Here is a 20,463-nt window from a genome sequence, read left to right as displayed (position 1 = left end):
GACAGACTTTAGTGATCTGCCCCACTGCCTCGTTACCCCCACAAAGGGGTGAAATTCTCCTGGTTCCAGGGTTGGAAAGGGACCACCTGAACATCGCGCCGCACGGCCTCGGAGCCGTGTGGCGCCAGCTCGTCAATGCTTGGTGACCCCCACAGACCGGAGCATGTCGTCCACGATCGGTCCCACCATGTGCAGGACTTCCGGAGAGGTCATGCGCCAGTGCGTCGTGGGCACGCCGTGGTTGCAGACGTTCCCGGTCACGACCGACTCCCATCCGGACACAGCCACTCGGCCGCTCGGATCGTCGGACTCCGCGGTGAAGAACACCACGTCGCCGTCGAACGGTTCAGGTTGGTACTCCCACATCATTCGGGAATTTCGTGCAGCGCCCTGCAACATCCGTTCGATTGTCGCGGCGGCCTCTTCCGCCGATTGTCCAGTCACCCCGGCAAGCAGTCCGGCCATGCTCCGCTCATCGAGCACTCCCGCGGCATCGGTCTCAGTCTCAGTCTCAGTCTCCGACAGATCTAGCCCGAGTCCACCCAGCACGTCATTCATCGTGACGGCAGGCGAGGAGTCCTCGACCGGGCGGCTCGACGAAGTGAAGCTGTCCATCATCGAAAGCAGTTCCACTTCCTCTCCGGCATGCTGCAACTGAACCGCCATCGCGTGAGCGATGACGCCTCCCAACGACCACCCGAGCAGACGGTACGGACCAGAGGCCTGCACTTTCCTGATCTCCGAAACGTAGCGAACGGCAACCTCTTCCAGAGTTTCGGGAGCGAAGTCACTTTCGCGAATCGCAGGATTCTGCAGAGCGTAGATCGGGATTTCCGAATCGAGGTGCCTGGCGAGTCCGGCATAGGACCAACCCAGTCCCACGATCGGGTGCACGCAGAACACCGGTGACGCAGTTCCGGATTCGCGGATCGGGAACAAGACGCCGAGTCCGTTGTCACGGCTGCCCTCAACGTCAGTGTCGAGGCGCTGCGCGAGTACCTCGACAGTGGAGTTCGAGAACATCAACGCAACGGGGACATCCCGGCCGAGTATCACCCTAATCCGAGCTGCCACCTGGACCGCTATCAGCGAGTTGCCACCCAGGTCGAAGAAATCATCGTCGAGACCCACTTCTTCGACGCCCAGAACATCGGCAAAGACTGACGCAACAGCGCGCTCCGTCTCCGTCACCGGAGCCCGGAACTCCCTCGCCTCGAACACCGGCTCCGGCAACAACTTCCGATCCAACTTACCCGACGCACCCAACGGCAACGCATCCAACACCAACACAACATCCGGAACCATATAACCCGGAACCCGCTGCGCCACCACACCCTTCACCGCATCGACATCAACCACCACACCGGCAGCCGGCACCACATACCCCACCAACTGCTGACCCAGCACACTCTCCCGAACCAACACCACCGCCTGCGCCACCGACTCCTGCGCCAGCAACGCAGCCTCGATCTCCCCCAACTCGATCCGCAACCCACGCAACTTCACCTGGAAATCAGTACGACCGATGTACTCGATCTCCCCAACACTGTTCCAGGACACAAGGTCACCCGTCCGATACAACCGCGCACCCAGGTCGAACGGATTCGCCACAAACCGATCCGCCGTCAAATCAGCACGACCGACATAACCTCGCGCCAACTGGGTGCCCGCCAGATACAACTCACCCGGAACACCCACCGGCACCGGCTGCAAACGCGCATCCAGGACGTACACCTGCGTATTCCACACCGGCGCGCCGATCGGAACACTCAGGGCATCGGCAGCAGTGACCTCATGGAACGTCACATCCACCGCAGCCTCCGTCGGCCCGTACAAATTGTGCAACCGCGCATCCGAAAGAGCCCGGAACGCCGCCGCCGAACTCGCCGGCAATGCCTCACCACTGCAGAACACCTGCCGCAACGACACACACTGATCCGCCGGAGCCACCGCCGTGAACATCGACAGCATCGACGGCACGAAGTGCGCAACCGTCACGGATTCGTCGAACATGAGCTGCGCCAAATACATCGGATCGCGATGCCCGTCCGGCTTCGCCACCACCAACGAAGCACCAACCTGCAACGGCCAGAAGAACTCCCACACCGACACGTCGAACGTCGCCGGTGTCTTCTGCACCACCACATCCGCCGCAGTCAACTCGTACTCCGCCTGCATCCACAACAACCGATTCACAATCGCGCTGTGCGAAACCGCAACACCCTTAGGCCGACCCGTCGAACCCGAGGTATAGATGACATACGCCGCCGACGCCGGATCCAGCACCCGGATCCGATCCGCATCCGTAACCGGAGCGTCGTCGAAGCCCGACACATCCATTGCGTCCACCGTCAACACCGGCACACCCGCAGGCAACACAACGCCGGCTCGCGCGGTACTCAACACACACACCGGCGCCGCAGACTCGAGCACGTACTCGGTACGAGCCAACGGATGATCAGGATCGATCGGAAGATACGCACCACCGGCCTTGACGATCGCATACATCCCGACCACCAATTCCACACTGCGCCGCATCGCCAACCCCACCAACGACTCCGGACCCACACCCTCGGCGATCAACCTGCGCGCCAACCGATTCGACCGGGCATCAAGCTCACGGTAGGTCAGCGATTCACCTTCGAAAACCAACGCCACAGCGTCCGGCGTCCTCGCCACCTGCTCATCGAACAAGGACACCAATGTCGCCGGCTCCAGTTCGACCGCCGTGTTGTTCCACCGCGACACAACCAGATCCCGCTCTCCCGCGCCGAGAACATCGATGTCACCGACCACAACAGACGAATCCGCCACCACAGCAACAAGAATCCGCTGCAACCGCTCCGCGAAACCACGAACCGTCGACTCGTCGAACAGATCAGTCGCATACGTGAAACTCGCATCCGTATCCCCGCCGGCGCGATTTCCGGGCGAGACCGTGAGCTGGAGATCGTATTTCGCCATGTCCACTGCGATGTCGACTGCGCCGATCGCCAGTCCTGGCAGTTCGAATTCACCGCGCTCCAGGTTCTGGAAGGTCAGCATCACCTGGAACAGTGGATGCCTGCTCTGCGAACGACTCGGATTGAGCACCTCCACCAAACGCTCGAACGGCACATCCGCATTGCTGAAGGCGGCGAGATCAGTCGCACGGATCGACTCGAGATACCGGTCGAAGCTCAACGAAGTGTCAACCGAGGAACGCAGCACCAAGGTATTGACGAACATACCGACTATGTCGTCGAGTTCAGCTTGACCTCGACCCGCGATGGGTGTTCCGATCGCAATGTCGTCAGTCCCGCTGACTCGTGCCAACAGAATCGACAGCACCGCATGCACAGCCATGAACGGGGTTGCCCCGATGGCACTCGCACGATGTTCGAGCCCGTCGATCATCGCCTCAGGAATCGAGAAGTGGTACTGCGCACCTCGGTTCGTGGCCACAGGAGGACGCGGTCGATCGTTCGGAAGTACCAGTTGTTCGGGTGTACCGGAAAGTGCATGTGTCCAATAAGCAGTCTGTTTCGCCATCGCAGACTGCTCGTCGTTCTCGTCTCCGAGTGTCAGTCGTTGCCAAATCGAGAAGTCTGCATACTGCACCAGCAGGGGCGTCCAGGACGGGGCCCGACCGTTCATGCGAGCCGAGTAAGCAATCATCACGTCCCGCGACAAAGGTGCCAACGAGAAACCGTCCGCGGAGATATGATGCACCACAAACATCAAGACGTGCTCTGTTTCCGACAAGCAGAACAATCGAACCCGGAACGAAGTCTCGGTGGTGACGTCAAAGCTGATGGACGCAAAACTCAGTAATTGTTCGGTCAACGTTGACTCAGAAACCGGAACCGGTACAAGTTCGAGCGCACAATCACCAGCAGGAATCAGTTTCTGATAACCGACTCCGTCGTGTTCCGGATAGATCGTTCGGAGAACCTCATGCCGGTCGACAGTGTCGAAGACGGCGCGCGCCATCGCCGTGACATCCAATTCACCGGACAGTCGAATTGCCCCAGGAATGTTGAGCGCCAGTGACGCCGGGTCGAAGCGGTTCAAAAACCACATCCGCTGCTGCGCCAACGACAACGGCACTCGTTCCGGCCGCGGCACTGATCCCAGTTTCGGCAGATCAGCGGAGCGCGAACTGCTTTCAGCTGCCCGTGCAAGCGAAGCGGAATCCGGGTAGTCGAAGATGTCGCGAATAGCCAGAGAAGTTCCCAGCGCAGTATTCACCCGCGCCACCAACCTGGTCGCGAGCAACGAGTTTCCACCCAGCGCGAAGAAGCTGTCGTCGACCGACACCCGCTCGATCCCCAACAGGTCGGCAAAGACCCCCGCGACAGTCTCTTCGATCGGGTTCGACGGCGCACGGAATACGCTCTCGGACAAGAAACCTGGCACCGGCAACGCGCGCCGATCCAGCTTGCCGGCGGTAGTGACCGGCAATTCTTCGAGCACAACCCACTGCGTCGGAACCATGTAGTTGGGCAACGAGAGCCCCAACTGCGTCTTCAGGTCTGCGTCGACGAGTTCCACATCCTGTTCCCCGACCACGTAGGCGATAAGGCGATCGCCGGTACGGGAATCACGGTGCAGCAGAACCGCACTCTGCGCCACACCAGTGATCTGCGAGAGCGCAACCTCGATCTCTCCCAATTCGATGCGCAGGCCACGCAACTGAACCTGATCGTCGCTGCGACCCACAAAGTCGAGAGTGCCGCGAGCGCTCCAGCGAACCAGGTCGCCGGTGCGGTACATCCGCTCCCCCGGCGCACCGTACGGATCGGCCAGGAAACGCTCCGCTGTCAGAGCGCTGCGAGCGTGGTATCCACGAGCCAAGCCGGGTCCACTCAAGTAGAGCTCGCCGACGACACCGCGCGGGACAGGCCCCAAACGTGCGTCGAGTACCCGGGCCCCGGCCCCGGCGATCGGGCGTCCGATGTCGATCGACTGGCCGGCGGTGAGATCCTCACTGACGGTGATGATGATAGTGGTCTCGGTCGGACCGTAACTGTTGAAGAACCGTCGTCCCGGCGCCAGCCGCGCTGCCAGTTCGGGCGGGCACACGTCGCCACCGACGATGACAGTCTCGACACCGGCAAACGCCTCGGTGTCCACCGTGCCGAGCACGGCCGGTGCACTGAGGATGTGCGTGATGCGTTCCGCCTGGACGAGCGCACCCAGTTCGTCGCCGCCGATGATCGACGGATCGGCTACCACCAGGGTTGCGCCGACGCTGAACGTCACCACCATTTCGATGACGGAGGCGTCGAAGCTGGATGAGGCAAAGCGCAGCACCCGTGAGGAATCCGTAACCGCCAACTCGGTGCGAGCGTCACCGGTGAACGACGCGAGGCCACTGTGTGTGACAACAACGCCCTTGGGCAGTCCGGTGGAGCCTGAGGTGTAAATCATGTAAGCCGGATTGGACAGCGCAGTCGGCAAGGAGAGATCCGACGTTGACAGAGCCTGATCCGAGAACCCGCGAGAGACGGCGGCATCAGCGGTTCCGTCGATCTCGAGCCAGTCCAGATCTCCCGGCAGCGTCGCGGACACAATGGAAGTGGTCAGACCGAGGATTGCGCCGCAGTCACGCACCATGTGCTCGATCCGGTCAGCCGGCAGGGCCGGGTCCACCGGCACGAATGCGGCACCGGTTTTCGCCACTGCCCACAGCGCGACAATCGATTCCGCAGTACGGGTGAACGAGAGAACGACAAACTGTTCCGGTCCTGCGCCGCGAGCGATGAGCGCTCGGGCCAGGCGGTTCGATTCGGCGTCCAACTCGGCGTAGGTCAGGTTCCCAGTCTGGGCGACAACAGCAACGCGCGTGGGATCAATCGCAACGCCGGAAGTGAGGATCTCGGCCAGCACGCGCGGTGCGGGCGCCGTCTCACGGGTCGACAACGCCAACTCGGATATTTCTTCCGCGTCGAGGATCGGTACTTCTCCGATGATCCGATCGGAGTCTTCGGCTACGGCCGTCAGCACCTGAGTGAAGCGCCGCGCGAATGTCCTGGCGCTTCCGGCATCGTAGAGATCTGTGGCGTATGTCAGTCTCCCGGTGTATCCGCCGTCGACATTTACGCTCATCGTCAGTTCGAGGTCGACCTTCGCGGCGCCGGCATCCGTCTCGTAGAAATCCACGACCACACCGGGCAACTCAACAGAACCGATAGCGGATTCGTGCAGCGACAGCGACACCTGGAAAAGCGGTGTGTGAGCCTGCGAACGCACCGGATCGAGAGCTTCGACAACGCGGTCGAACGGAATATCCGCATTCTCGTACGCATCCAGATCTACCGCACGCGTATCACTGAGCACTGCCGAGAAGCTGGCCGCTGGATCGATCTCGGTACGTAACACCAAGGTGTTGACGAACATACCGACCAACGCGTCGAGTGCTGCCTCACCTCGGCCCGCGATCGGGGTTCCGACGCTGACGTCCGAGTTGGCGCTGAGCCGCGACAACAGAACGGCAAGCGCGGCATGGATCACCATGAAGATGCTGGCTTCATGCTCGCGCGCAGCCACACTCAGCTTCTCACGCACCGTCCTGTCGACGGTGAATTCGACACTCGCACCGGCCATCGAGGCCGTAGCCGGTCGACTACGATCCGTGGGCAGATCGATGACTGCCGGGGCCGATGCGAGTTGACGCTTCCAGAAGGCCAGCTGGGTGCCGGCCGGAGAATCCGCATCGGCTTCACTACCCAAACGATCACGTTGCCACAGTGCGTAATCCGCGTACTGCACCTCGAGCGGCACCCAACCCGGCTTCGTACCGGAAACCCGAGCCGTGTACGCCACCATCACATCCCGAGCCAACGGGGCCATCGAGAAGCCGTCGGCACTGATGTGATGAACCACCAGGGCAAGCGTGTATTCGTGTTCGCTGATTCGGAAGATAGCGGCGCGCAACGGAACTTCGGTAGTGACGTCGAAGCCGCTGCCCGCCACCGCGTACACCGCGGACTTCAACTCCTGCTCGTCTGCCACCGCAATCGGGTCGAGGTCCAGCAGGACACTCTCCGTTTCCAGAACAAGCTGGTACGGGCCTTCCTCCGAGTCCGGGAACACCGTGCGGAGCGATTCGTGCCGGGTCATGACGTCGCTCACAGCCAGTGCCAGAGCCTGTACGTCCACGTTGCCGGTCAACCGGACCACAACCGGAATGTTGTACGCCGGCGACGCCGGGTCGAAGCGGTTCAAAAACCACATCCGCTGCTGCGCCAACGACAACGGCACCCGATCCGGACGAACCATCGGCACCAAAGCCAGACCGCCACCCTCACCGACACCCGAACTCAATCGAGCAGCCAGAGATTCCACCGAGGAAACCTCGAACAACACCCGCACCGGCACCGACATATCCAACGCAGCACCCAAACGCGAAACCACCTGCGTCGCAACCAAAGAGTTGCCACCCAGATCGAAGAAATCATCGTCGAGACCCACTTCTTCGACGCCCAGAACATCGGCAAAGACTGACGCAACAGCGCGCTCCGTCTCCGTCACCGGAGCCCGGAACTCCCTCGCCTCGAACACCGGCTCCGGCAACAACTTCCGATCCAACTTACCCGCACCCGTCAACGGCAACCGATCCAGAACAACCACCGCCGACGGCACCATATACCCCGGCAACACCCCCGCCACAAACTCCGCCAACTCAGCCGTATCCACCGAAATACCCACAGCAGCAACCACATACGCCACCAACACAGTGACACCCGCAGCCGACTCCCGACCCACCACCACCGCAGAATCCACCGAACCATGCGCCAACAACGCCGACTCGACCTCACCGAGCTCGATCCGGAAACCACGAATCTTCACCTGGAAATCACCACGACCCACATACTCGATCGCTCGATCAGAAGTCCACCGCACCACATCACCCGTGCGATACATCCGCACACCACCGAAGCCAGTGGATCCAAACGGATTCGCCACAAACCGCTCCGCCGTCAAACCGAAACGATCCCAATACCCCCGAGCCACCTGAACACCCGAGACATACAACTCACCCGCCACACCCACCGGAACCGGACGCAAACGCTCATCAAGCACCAACGCCGACATCCCACGAATCGGACCACCGATCGTGACCACATCACCCGCCGACAACACACCACTGATATTCGTCGCGACCGTCGCCTCCGTCGGACCGTACGCATTGAAGAACCGGCGCCCACCCGAACCCACACCGGTCCACGCACTCACCAACTCCGGCGAACACGCCTCACCACCCACAATGACCACCCGCAGATCATCAAGACCCGCCGGATCCACCGAACCCAACGCCGCCGGCGTCACAAACGCATGCGACACCCGCTCGCCGCGCAGCAACCCCGCCAACTCACTACCGCCATACACCGACGGCGACGCAATCACCATCGCCGACCCCGAACCGACCGCCAACAACAACTCCAACACCGACGCGTCGAAACTCGGCGACGCAAAATGCAGAGTCCGCGAAGCCCCCGTCAACCCGTACCGATCCACCTGCTCCGCACAGAAATTCGACACACCCCGATGCGTCACCACCACACCCTTGGGCACACCCGTCGTCCCCGACGTGTAAATGACATACGCCGACGAATCCGGCCGCACCAGCCCCACCCGATCCACATCCGAGACCGGCGCCCCCGACGCCCCCGCCATCAGATCCGCACACACCCCGGACCCCAACACAATCCAATCCACACCCGACGGCAACACCGACACGAACTCCGCCGACGTCAACCCCACCACCACACCCGAATCCGACACCATGTGCGCAACACGATCCGCCGGATACGCCGGATCCACCGGCACAAACGCCGCCCCCGACTTCACCACCGCCCACAACGCCACCACAGACTCCAACGACCGCGGCACCGCCACCGCCACCCGATCCTCAATACCCACACCACGATCGATCAACACCCGAGCCAACCGCGACGACCGATCGTCAAGCTCCGCATACGACAACGACGCACCCTCGAACACCAACGCCACCGCCGACGGATCAACCGCCACCGCAGCCGCAAACACATCCGACAACGTCCCCACCACCGACGCAGGACCACCGGAAACCTGAGTCAACGACACCCACTCCGCCTCCGAGAGCACCTCCACATCACCGACCACCACCAACGGATCAACCGCCGCAGCCTCGAGAATCCGCACCAACCGATCCGCGAAACCACGCACCGTCGCCTCATCGAACAGATCTGTGGCGTAAGAGAATTGCGCGGCCATACCGCCCAGCTCACCCGCTTCTCCAATGGACTCAACCAACGTGAGGGCAAGATCAAACTTTGCAGTGCCACTGTCGATTTCGACCATATTCACTGACATTCCAGGCAGTTTCAGGCTGGTCTTTGCCAGGTTCTGGAACGACAATGCCACCTGGAACAACGGATTCCGGGCCTGCGACCGCGCCGGATTAAGCACCTCCACCAAACGCTCGAACGGCACATCCGCATGACCGAAAGCCTGCAGATCCACCTCCCGAGCCGCATCCAACAACTCGGCAAACGTCCACGCCGGATCAAGATCGGTACGCAACACCAACGTGTTGACGAACATACCCACCAGATCATCGAGCGCCTGCTCACCACGCCCCGCAACCGGCGTACCGATCGCAATATCGGAGGTAGCCGACAAACGCGCCAACAAAACCGCCAACGCCGAATGCAACACCATGAACAACGATGCATTACGACTACGCGCCAACACATTCAACGCCGAATGCAACTCCGCATCGAGAGCGAACGAATACGTCGCACCACGGTTCGACGCCACCGCCGGACGCACCCGATCCGTGGGCAAATCCAACTGATCCGGGAGCCCCGCCAACGCACTCGTCCAGAAGTTGATCTGCTGCGACATAACAGATTCGGTGTCGTCCGCGACGCCGAGAATTTGGTGCTGCCACAGTGCAAAATCGGAGTACTGCACGGCAAGCGGCGCCCAACCCGGGGCCTCGCCGTGAGTGCGAGCCGAGTACGCCACCATCAGGTCACGTATCAACGGTGCGACCGAGAAACCGTCTGCTGCAATGTGATGCACCACCAAGACCAGCACCCACGCGTCGTCGGCGACCTGGAGCAGTCGCACGCGCAGTGGCACCGACGAGGTGACGTCGAACCCCTGCGAGACTATCGCGGTAATGCGGTCGACGGTATCCGACACAGCGATCGTTTCGACCGTCAGGTCTATGCCTCGGGCCACGGCAACGTCGTTGGCTGTGAGCACGCACTGGTAGCCGGTGCCGTCGTGTTCGGGATAGATGGTGCGCAAGATTTCGTGACGCTCGATCACATCTGCGATCGCGTCTTGCAGAGCTGAGTGGTCCAGTGTGCCGGTGAGCTGTATCGCGGCGGGGATGTTGTTCACGCTCGATACCGAGTCGAAGCGGTTGAGGAACCACATCCGCTGCTGCGCCAAGGACAACGGCACCCGCTCAGGACGCACTTGTGCCGTCAGCGCCGCCCGCCCGCCGACTCCAACCTGTGATTCGATCCGCGAAGCCAGCGATTCGACAGTCGGAGCTTCGAACAGGTCTCGCACCCGGATTCGGGTCTCGAGTGCGGCAGCCAGTCGCGAGACGACCTGCGTCGCGATCAGCGAGTTGCCACCGAGCTCGAAGAAGTCGTCGTCGAGGCCTACTCGAGGGGCTCCGAGGATCTCGGCAAAAACTCCCGCCACAATTTCCTCTACCGGCGTGACCGGTGCCCGGAACTCACGCACCTCGAAAACAGGATCCGGCAACGCGTTTCGGTCGAGCTTGCCGACCGGCGTCAGCGGCACCTCATCGAGCACGACGATCGCGGACGGCACCATGTACGCGGGAAGACTTGCACCGACATGTTTGGCCAGCGCTTCGACGTCGAGCTCACCGTCAAATCCTGCAGGAACGACGACGTAGGACACCAAAGTGGTAGCGCCTGAAGGCGACTCACGCCCCACCGTCACCGCGAACTCGATATCGGGATGGCCCGACAACACTGCATCGATCTCACCGAGCTCGATGCGGAAACCACGCACCTTCACCTGGAAGTCACTGCGCCCCAGATACTCCAACTCACCCGCAGTACCCGAGGTACCGCCGATCCACCGCACCACATCACCCGTGCGATACATCCGCGAACCATCCACCGAGTACGGATTCGCCACAAAACGATCCGACGTCAACGACGGCCGATCATGATAGCCACGAGCCAACACTGCGCCCGCAAAATACAACTCGCCCCTGGTACCCGCCGGCACCGGATGTAGACGCTCATCGAGTACCAACGCCGACACACCCTCGATCGGCGAACCGATCGTCACCCGATCACCTGCCCGCAACTGCGCATACGTCGAGATGATCGTCGTCTCCGTCGGACCGTACGCATTGAAATAGGTCCGTCCTGGAGCCCACCGCGTCACCAAATCCGGCGCCGTCACATCACCACCGATGGACACCATCTCGAGATCCACCAACACCGACGGATCCAAAGTCCCCAGCACAGCCGGCGTGATCAGCCCGTGCGTTACCCGCTCGACCCGCAACAACTCCGTCAACTCGTGGCCACCGATGATCGACGGCGGCACGATCACCGACGTCGCCCCCGCATGGAACGCGACCATCCACTCGAGCACCGAAGGATCAAAACTCGGCGAACAGTTCTGCAGCACCCGCGACTCCGCGCTCACCCTGTACCGCGCTGTCGCCGACTCCAACAACCCCCGCAAACCGGTATGCGTGACCGTCACGCCCTTCGGCTTACCCGTCGAACCCGAGGTGTAGATGACGTACGCCGCATGCTCCGCACGCAGAACACCCAGACGATCAACATCGGTAACCGCAGCCGCAGACGACGCCGCCAGAAGAACCTGCGTGTCCGGCACATCCAGAACCAACCACGAACTCGACACAGGCAGCTGCCCGGCAAATTCCGACCCCGTCACACCCAGCACTGCACCGGAATCCGAAAGCATGTGCGCAATACGATCCGCCGGATAATTCGGATCCACCGGTACATACGCCGCACCGGACTTCGCGGCTGCCCACACCGCAACCACCATCTCGTATGAACGCGGGAATGCCAGTGCCACAATTGTTTCCGGACCCGTACCGCGTGTGATCAGAACCCGAGCCAACCGCGAGGACGCCTCGTCCAACTCACGGTAGGTCACCGAACGACCCTCCGAACGCACCGCGATGGCATCCAGATCGATCGCGCACCCGGCAGTGAGAATGTCGACCAGAAGAGCCGAAGGCATCGCGTCGTCGCTCTCGACCGTCGTCAGCGCTGCAACATCACCGCGCGACATCCACTCCAGATCGCCTACGGCCACAGACGCATCCGCGACCACCGAACGCAGTATCCGCGTCAGTCCCGCTGCGAACTCAGCCACGGTCGATTCGTCGAAGAGATCGGTGGCGTAAGTGAAGGTTGCCGGCATTCCCGCAGACACGCCGTTCGCGGCCGGCCCCTCCGACAACGTCAGCTGCAGATCGAACTTAGCCGAGGCCGTGTCGAACTCCATCGTGGACACGGTCAGACCCGACAGTTCCAGCTCGGCCCGTTCGAGGTTTTCGAAGGACAGTGCCACTTGGAAGAGCGGATGACAAGCCTGCGAACGTGCCGGGTTCAGCACCTCGACCAGTCGCTCGAAAGGCACGTCAGCATGTTCGAAAGCGCGCAGATCGGACTGCTTCACCTGTCCGAGAAACTCGGAGAAGGGAGCTGCGCCGTCGACCTGTGTCCGCAACACCAGCGTGTTGACGAACATGCCTACCAACTGGTCCAGTGACGCGTCTCCGCGACCCGCGACCGGTGTGCCCACAGCGATGTCGGACGTGGCGGAAAGCCGGGCGAGAAGGACTGTCAGCGCCGCATGCACAACCATGAACAGCGACGCATTGTGTGCCCGGGCCAATCGGTTCAAACCGTCATGGGTCTTGCTGTCGATGGTGAATGCAAAATCTGCGCCGTGGTTGGACGCGACCACCGGACGTGGACGGTCCGCCGGCAGATCGAGCTGGTCCGGAAGGCCGTCGAGATTGCCCTTCCAATAGCCGACCTGCTGCGAGATCAACGATGCCGGATCGTCTTCCGATCCCAAGACCTGACGCTGCCACAGTGCATAGTCCGCGTACTGCGCCTCGAGCGCGCGCCAACCGGGTGCATTGCCCTCGATCCGCGCCGCATAGGCCTGCACCAGATCTCGGGCCAGAACACGCATCGACCAGCCGTCGACGCTGATGTGATGGACCACCATCAGCAGAACATGCTCGTCTTCCGCCACACTCAACAAGGTCAATGCGGCGGGAACCTGCGAGGTCACGTCAAATCCGGTGGCCACGGCCTCACGGATACGGGCTTCTAGTTCGGCTGCATCGACTTGCTGCGGTGTCAGATCTCGAACTACTTCTGCCGCAGGCAATACCACCTGGTGCGGCCCCTGCAAAGACTCCGGATATATCGTCCGCAATGCCTCGTGGCGGGTGGTGATATCCGACACCGACTCGGTCAGCGCAGGGCCGTTCAGCGATCCCGAAAGCTTCAGCGCCGCAATAACATTGTAGGCACCGGAAGTGGGGTCGAAGCGATTGAGAAACCACATCCTCGATTGCGCAGACGAGAGCGGAATGTGTTCCGGCCTCACCGAAGCCGTCAGCGCCGGGCGATCGGAAGCCGAAGATTCCGCGCCGTCGACCAGTGCTGCCAATCCACCGATCGTAGGGGTCTCGAACAACTCTCGCACGCTCACGTGCACATTCAGTGCTTCGTTGATCCGCGCCAGAACTCGGGTTGCGACCAGCGAGTTACCGCCGAGGTCGAAGAAGCTGTCGTAGACGCCGAATCTTCCCGTTGCATCGACGCCGGCCCCCAGGATCTCGGCGAAGATCTCCGCCACCATTGCCTCGGTGTCGGTGCGGGGTGCCACGTAGTCGGTGAGCCGCTCGAATGTCGGCTTCGGCAACATCTTCCGGTCGAGCTTGCCGTTTGCGTTGAGCGGCAAGGCCTCGAGGATCGACAACGCCGACGGCACCATGTAACGGGGCAGCGCCTTGCCGACGGATTCGAGTAGTGAACGCTCGTCGACTTCGGTCCCGGCCTCCAGCACGACGTACGCGGCAAGGTAATCCCCCGTCGCGGAATCATTGCGAACGAGCGCCACCGACTGCGTCACCGCGGGGTGACCGAGCAGCGCAGCCTCGATCTCTCCCAGTTCGATCCGTTGACCGCGCAGTTTGACCTGGAAGTCGACTCGACCGACGTATACCAACTCGCCGCGCTCGGTCCACCGAACCAGGTCACCGGTCCGATACAGACGCGACGAATCCTCACCTGCTCCGAACGGATTTGCCACAAACCTGTCTGCGGTCAGATCCGGACGCCCCACATACCCACGGGCCAACTGATCGCCCGCGACGTACAGTTCGCCGACAAGGCCGACCGGTACCGGATTGAGTCGTGGATCCAGAACGTAGACCTGGGTGTTCGAGACCGGTACGCCCATCGGCACGAGCACCGAGTCTTCTTCGGTGACTGCGTGATAGGTCACGTCCACCGCGGTCTCAGCGGGACCGTACAGATTCTGCAAGCGTGCGTTCATCACCCCGCGGAAATGCACCGCAGTTGACGCTTTGAGCGCCTCACCGCCGGAGAACACCAATCGCAACGAATCACAGCGCTCGGCGACATCTTCCAACAAGAAGAGTTCCAACATAGCCGGAACGAAGTGCGTCACGGTGACGCCTTCGCGCTCGATCAGCGACGCGAGATAGTGCGGATCCCGGTGCCCGTCCGGCTCCGCAATCACGGCCCGTCCCCCAGACATGAAGGACCAGAACATCTCCCAGACCGAGACGTCGAACGTTGCCGGCGTCTTGACGAGAATTACGTCGGAGTGGTCAAGTCCGTACACTTCCTGGCGCCACAGGAACTGGTTGACGATTGCCGAGTGCGGCACCGCAACACCCTTGGGAACACCCGTCGAACCTGACGTGAAGATGACGTATGCCGTATTGGCAGGAACCAGGCGAGCACATCGATCCGCATCGGTTACCGGCGCACTCTTCCAACCAGAGAGATCCACAACTGCAAGGTCGAGACACGGAACTCCGTCAAATTCCGTCGCGGCCGTACCCTGCTCGGAAGAAGTGAGCACCAGCAGCGGTTGGGCCGACTTCACTATCGACACAATGCGTTCCGACGGATGCTCGGGATCCAGCGGCACATACGCGCCACCGGCTCGCAGGACTGCGTGCACAGCGACCAGCAACTCCGTCGACCTTGCCAGCAGAACACCGACGATCGAATCCGGCCCGACACCCTGCGCTATCAGTTCTCGAGCAAGTCTGCTGACCTGAGCGTCGAACTCCGCATAGGTGAGCGATTCGCCGTCGAATGTCACTGCTACGGCGTCCGGTGTCCGCGCCACCTGGTCCGAAACCAGATCCGAAAGAGTAACCGACGAGAACTCGTGTGAGGTGTCATTCCATCCGATGGTCATGAGCTCTCGCTCGGCGACCTCGAGAAGACCGATGTCACCGACAGCCGCGGACGAATCTGTCGCCACCGCAGAGAGAATGCGCTGGAAACGCTGAGCAAAAACCTCAACGGTGTTGATATCGAAAAGATCTGTGGCAAAGACGAATCCGGCGGTCATTCCAGCCGGGACGCCGTCGGCATCGTGAACTTCGGCAACGGTCAGTTGTAGGTCGAACTTCGACATCTCGAGATCGAATCGCACCGGCTCGACGGTCATGTGCGGCAATTCCAAGCGGACTGCCGCGTTGTTCTGAAATTCCAAGAGCACCTGAAACAGCGGAGCGTGAGCCGTCGAGCGGGCGGGCGCGAGCACTTCTACCAACTGTTCGAAGGGAACGTCGGCGTTGCCGAAGGCACCCAGGTCGATCTCGCGAACCTGTTCGAGCAAGTCGGAGAAGGGTGTCTGCAAGTCCACCTGGGTGCGTAGCACCAGAGTGTTGACAAAAACACCGATCAAGTCGTCGAGCTCCGGCTCGCCACGGCCGGCGACCGGGGTGCCCACCACGATGTCCGAGGTTCCGGACAACCGCGCCAGCAACACGGCCAACGCCGCGTGCATGACCATGAAGACGCTTGAATTATGTTGATGCGCAGTAGTTACGATAGCGCCGTGGACGTCGGCGTCGATGTGGAACTCGACGCGGGCACCGCCACGGGACTGCTGATTCGGGCGAGGTCGATCGGTGGGCAGTTCCAGCAAGTCAGGAAGTCCGGTCAGCGTGGACGACCAGTAACCGAGTTGCTCCGAAGCGAGGCTCTCGGGATTTTTCTCGTCACCGAGTAGTTCGCGTTGCCACAAGGTGTAATCGGCGTACTGGATGTTCAGGGGACTCCAGGTCGGTACGTGTCCGGCCAGATGCGCACTGTAGGCCACCATGACATCGCGCACCAACGGGGTGAGCGAAAATCCGTCGGTCGCGATGTGGTGGACCACGATCGCCAAGGTGTAATCACCGCTGTGAACTTCGAACAGTCTCGCTCGCAACGGCACTGCCGCGGTGACATCGAAACCGGCAAGTGAGAACTCACGTAGCTGTGCACGCAGGTCGGCTTCGTCGGAAACGACAACCGGAGCCAGGTCGGTGTGCACTTCATCGGCCGCCAGTACAACCTGATGCGGGCCGCTCGGGGTGTCCGGGAACATCGTTCGCAACGACTCGTGCCGTTCGATCACGGCGAGAAGTGCAGCGCTGAGAGCCGGCACGTCGAGTTCACCGGTGAGCCGCACGATCATCGGCACGTTGTATGCCGCTGAGCTGGTGTCGAATTGGTTGACGAACCACATGCGCTGCTGCGCGGCCGAGAGCGGTATGTGCTCGGGTCGCACGCAGGCGATGAGCGGCGGGCGACCCGTAGCGATACCGCTGTGCGCCATGACCTTCGCGGCGATACCGGATACCGTCGGGTCGTCGAAGATATCGCGCACGCCGAGATGGGCGTCAAGAGCCGTATTGACCCGCGCGATCACCTTGGTCGCGATCAGGGAGTTGCCGCCGAGCGCAAAGAACGAAACGTCGACACTGATTCTGTCGATGCCCAGCAGTTCGGAGAATACTCCGGCGACGATTTCCTCGGCCTCGGTGGTGGGCGCTCGGTATTCGTCTTCCGGGGCGGTGAACACCGGCGCCGGCAGAGCGCGGCGGTCCAGCTTGCCGGTTGGCGTGAGCGGTACGTGTTCAAGCCGAATGACGGTGGTCGGGACCATGTGTGCCGGCAGTTGCTCGGCTACGGCAGCGAGAATCGCCGCGGAGTCGAAGTCGAAACCCGGAGCCGGTCGAAGGTAGGAGACCAACACTGTGTTGTCGGCCGTGGCCTCATGTGCGACGGTGACCGCAAAGTCGACCGAATCCTGAGCGGCAAGGACCGCGTCGATTTCGCCGAGTTCGATGCGGAATCCACGAATCTTGACCTGGAAGTCCGATCGACCGATGAACTCGAGTTGATGGTCAGGCGTCCACCGCACCTCGTCGCCCGAGCGGTACATCCGCGACCCTGGTTCACCGAAAGGGTTGGCAACAAAGCGTTCTGCGGTGGTATCGGGGCGTCCGTGATATGCGCGCGCAAGTCCGGGGCCACTCAGATACAGCTCCGCCACAACGCCCACCGGGACGGGTCGAAGCTTACGATCGAGCACGACCACGGACGCGCCTTGAATCGGGCCTCCGATCGTCGCGGGGAGGCCTGGCGTGATCGGCTCACTCGTGGTGATGACGATCGTGGTTTCGGTGGGCCCGTAGCTGTTGGTGAAACGGCATGCTGGACCGAATCTTTCGACCAGATCCGGAGTACACACGTCGCCGCCGACCATGACGGCCTCGAGATCGGGCAAACCTTCGGGGTCAACCGTGTTCAAAAGTGTAGGGGCGGAAAGTATGTGGGTCACCCGCTGCTCGCGCAAGAGGTCTACGAGCTCTTCGCCGCCGTAGACGTCGGGCGGTGTGACGATCATGGCTGCACCGGCACTGAAAGCCTGCAGCATCTCGAATACCGATGCATCGAAGCTGGCAGAGGAGAAACGTAGAACCCGGGAGGACGCGGTGATGCGGAGTTCCGGTCGAGCTGATGCCGCGAACTGCGAGAGTCCACGATGGGTGACGACGACACCCTTCGGTAGTCCGGTGGATCCGGACGTGTAGATCACGTAGGCCACGTTGTCGATCGACGGTGTGGAGAGCTGTTCGTCAGCGGAAATTGCGGATACGGAACGGGAGTCGATATCCACGCGGGTCTGGTCGGAATCGAGGACCATCCAGCTGACGAGACCGGGAAGGGCGTCCATCGTTCGGACCGCGGTGATCCCGAACCGGACGGCGGAATCGCTGAGCAGATGGATGATTCGCGCCTGTGGAAGCTTGGGGTCGACCGGAACGAACCCGGCGCCTGTCTTGGCCACTCCCCAGAGCGCGACGAGGGCGTCGACCGAACGATCGAGAGCGAGCGCGACCAGCGTCTCGGGGCCGGTGCCGGCGTCGATCAGAACGCGCGCAAGCTGATTCGATCGCTGATCGAGTTCACGATAGGTGAGGGTATGGCCGGCCGACCACACCGCTATTCCGTCAGGATTGGCCACTACCCCGTCGAGCAGGAGGTCCGCGAACAGGCGCGGCTGTGTGGCCGGCGCTCCCATTGCCGGAACCAAGTCGCGGTATTCATCTTCATGCAGAACGTCGATCGACGAAATCTGCTCTTCGTCACCACTTCTGGCGAAATCACGAAGGAACTCACTGAACCGCGCGTGGTGCGCGGCGAGGTCGTCGCGCGTGTAGAGGTTGGCATTGGCCTCGAAGTCGATGTGGGCATGACTGCCTACTACCGCGGGATAGATGTTGATCGATAGATCGTCCACGGGACCGGTCGAGAGCACGTTGAGCCGGCCGAGGCTCGAGCCGAGTCGAATCTCGCTGTGGAACATCATGATGTTGATCGCCGGACCGAAGAAACCGCGCTGCGCACTTCCGACGCCGGCCTCGCGGCGAATGTCCTCGTGACGGAACTGCTGGTGCCGCAAGGCACCAGTCAATCCCAACTGGACTTCACGCACCAAGGTGCCGGTGTCCTTGTGCCCGGCAGTCGAAAGCCTGATCGGTACGACGTTGGACATCATGCCGCCGGACCGGCGGAGCCTGGCTGTTGTTCGAGCCGAGACCGGCAGGCTGAGGACTATGTCGTCTTCTCCGGTCAACCGGGACAGGAATGCTGCGACTGCGGCGATCGCGACTGTCGCGAAGGAAGCTCCCGGCGTCCTCGCCACCATCGCCAGCACCGCGTCCTCGGTGTCGACGGACATGTGATCGCTGACGACTACGGACTGCGAACCTACGGGCGCGGTGCGTCCGGCCAGAGAGATGGGATGCGGGAAGTCTCGGGTGACGTCGGCCCAGTACGCGCGGTCGGTCTCGAAACGGCGCGATCCGCGGTACTTGTCCTCGTATTCGCGGATCTCCCGGAGGTCACTGAAATTTGCGGGGGCTGCAGGGGTTCCCTCGATCGCCTCGGTATAGCGCTGCGCGATCAGATTCATGAACGTCATCGCACCGAAACCGTCGAGTACGATGTGGTGCATTCTCGTGTACCAGAAGTAATGGTTTTCAGCGAGGCGCAGAGTGACCGACCGATTCAACCAGCCTGTGACCATGTCGACGGGAGCCCGAAAGTCGGCCTGCATCCATTCGGTGGCAGCTGCAACGGGATCGGGATGATTGCTGAAGTCCATCCGGGCGATCTCCCCCGGACGCTCGGTATCGATCATCTGAAATGGCTCGTTGTCGATCTCGACTATGCGAAGTAGTCCCGAGCCGAGTTCTACAGCCGCCCGGTATCCGCTATCGGATAGCAACTGCACATCGAGTGGTCCAAGGATCTCGACGTACTGGGCAATGTTGACCGGAACGTCACCCAGCAGATGCTGAGCGAACCACATGCCACGTTGCGCAGTGGATAGCGGAAATATGTCTGAATTGGAACCCGTCGCTTCTAGATCCGACGACCCAGACATACCGTTCACAGCTTCGTTGCCCGTTGAATTCACCGAGCCACCTCATTCCTTTTGGAACCACCACAACAACTGCATCCTGCCGATGTGCAACCGACAGATTAGGCGACGGGAACGTCGATTACTTCAAAATGGAATCACGTGTCGGACGATCGTCCAATCCAATCGGCTGACCGCAGCGCATATCTGCTTCGAACTGCAGTTTTGTTGCGACCTCTCACCACTGCCGCCGCAGTGAACACGTGTCAATTCCAACGCTACTGCCTCCCCCGCGGCGCGGTCGAGCGGTTCCACTTTCGGAAAGCTGCAAGCGAGCACCGCCCCCGCGAACGAACAAATCGCCGTACGAAGCGCAATTACGCTTCGTACGGCGATCTTCTCAAAACAGGAGAGACGTGAATAGTGGCAAAGGTCCGAATTCGGCCAATGTACCGATCG

General features: G+C 61.5%; 1 protein-coding gene. It reads right to left on the bottom strand.

Annotated elements, in window-relative coordinates; all coding sequences use genetic code 11:
* Positions 1 to 132 precede the first annotated feature (132 nt).
* Positions 133 to 20,061 carry a non-ribosomal peptide synthase/polyketide synthase gene (locus tag QM600_RS14330; RefSeq protein ID WP_283262142.1) on the bottom strand — a complete coding sequence of 6,643 codons (19,929 nt, stop codon included), beginning with the start codon at positions 20,059 to 20,061 and terminating at the stop codon, positions 133 to 135.
* Positions 20,062 to 20,463: the final 402 nt, after the last annotated feature.

Origin of the sequence: Rhodococcus sp. IEGM 1379, assembly GCF_030056815.1 — a bacterium.
Classification (GTDB): Bacteria; Actinomycetota; Actinomycetes; order Mycobacteriales; family Mycobacteriaceae; genus Rhodococcus_F.
The sequence above is the reverse complement of the archived record's forward strand: the minus strand, read 5'-3'. Positions and strand labels throughout refer to the sequence as shown.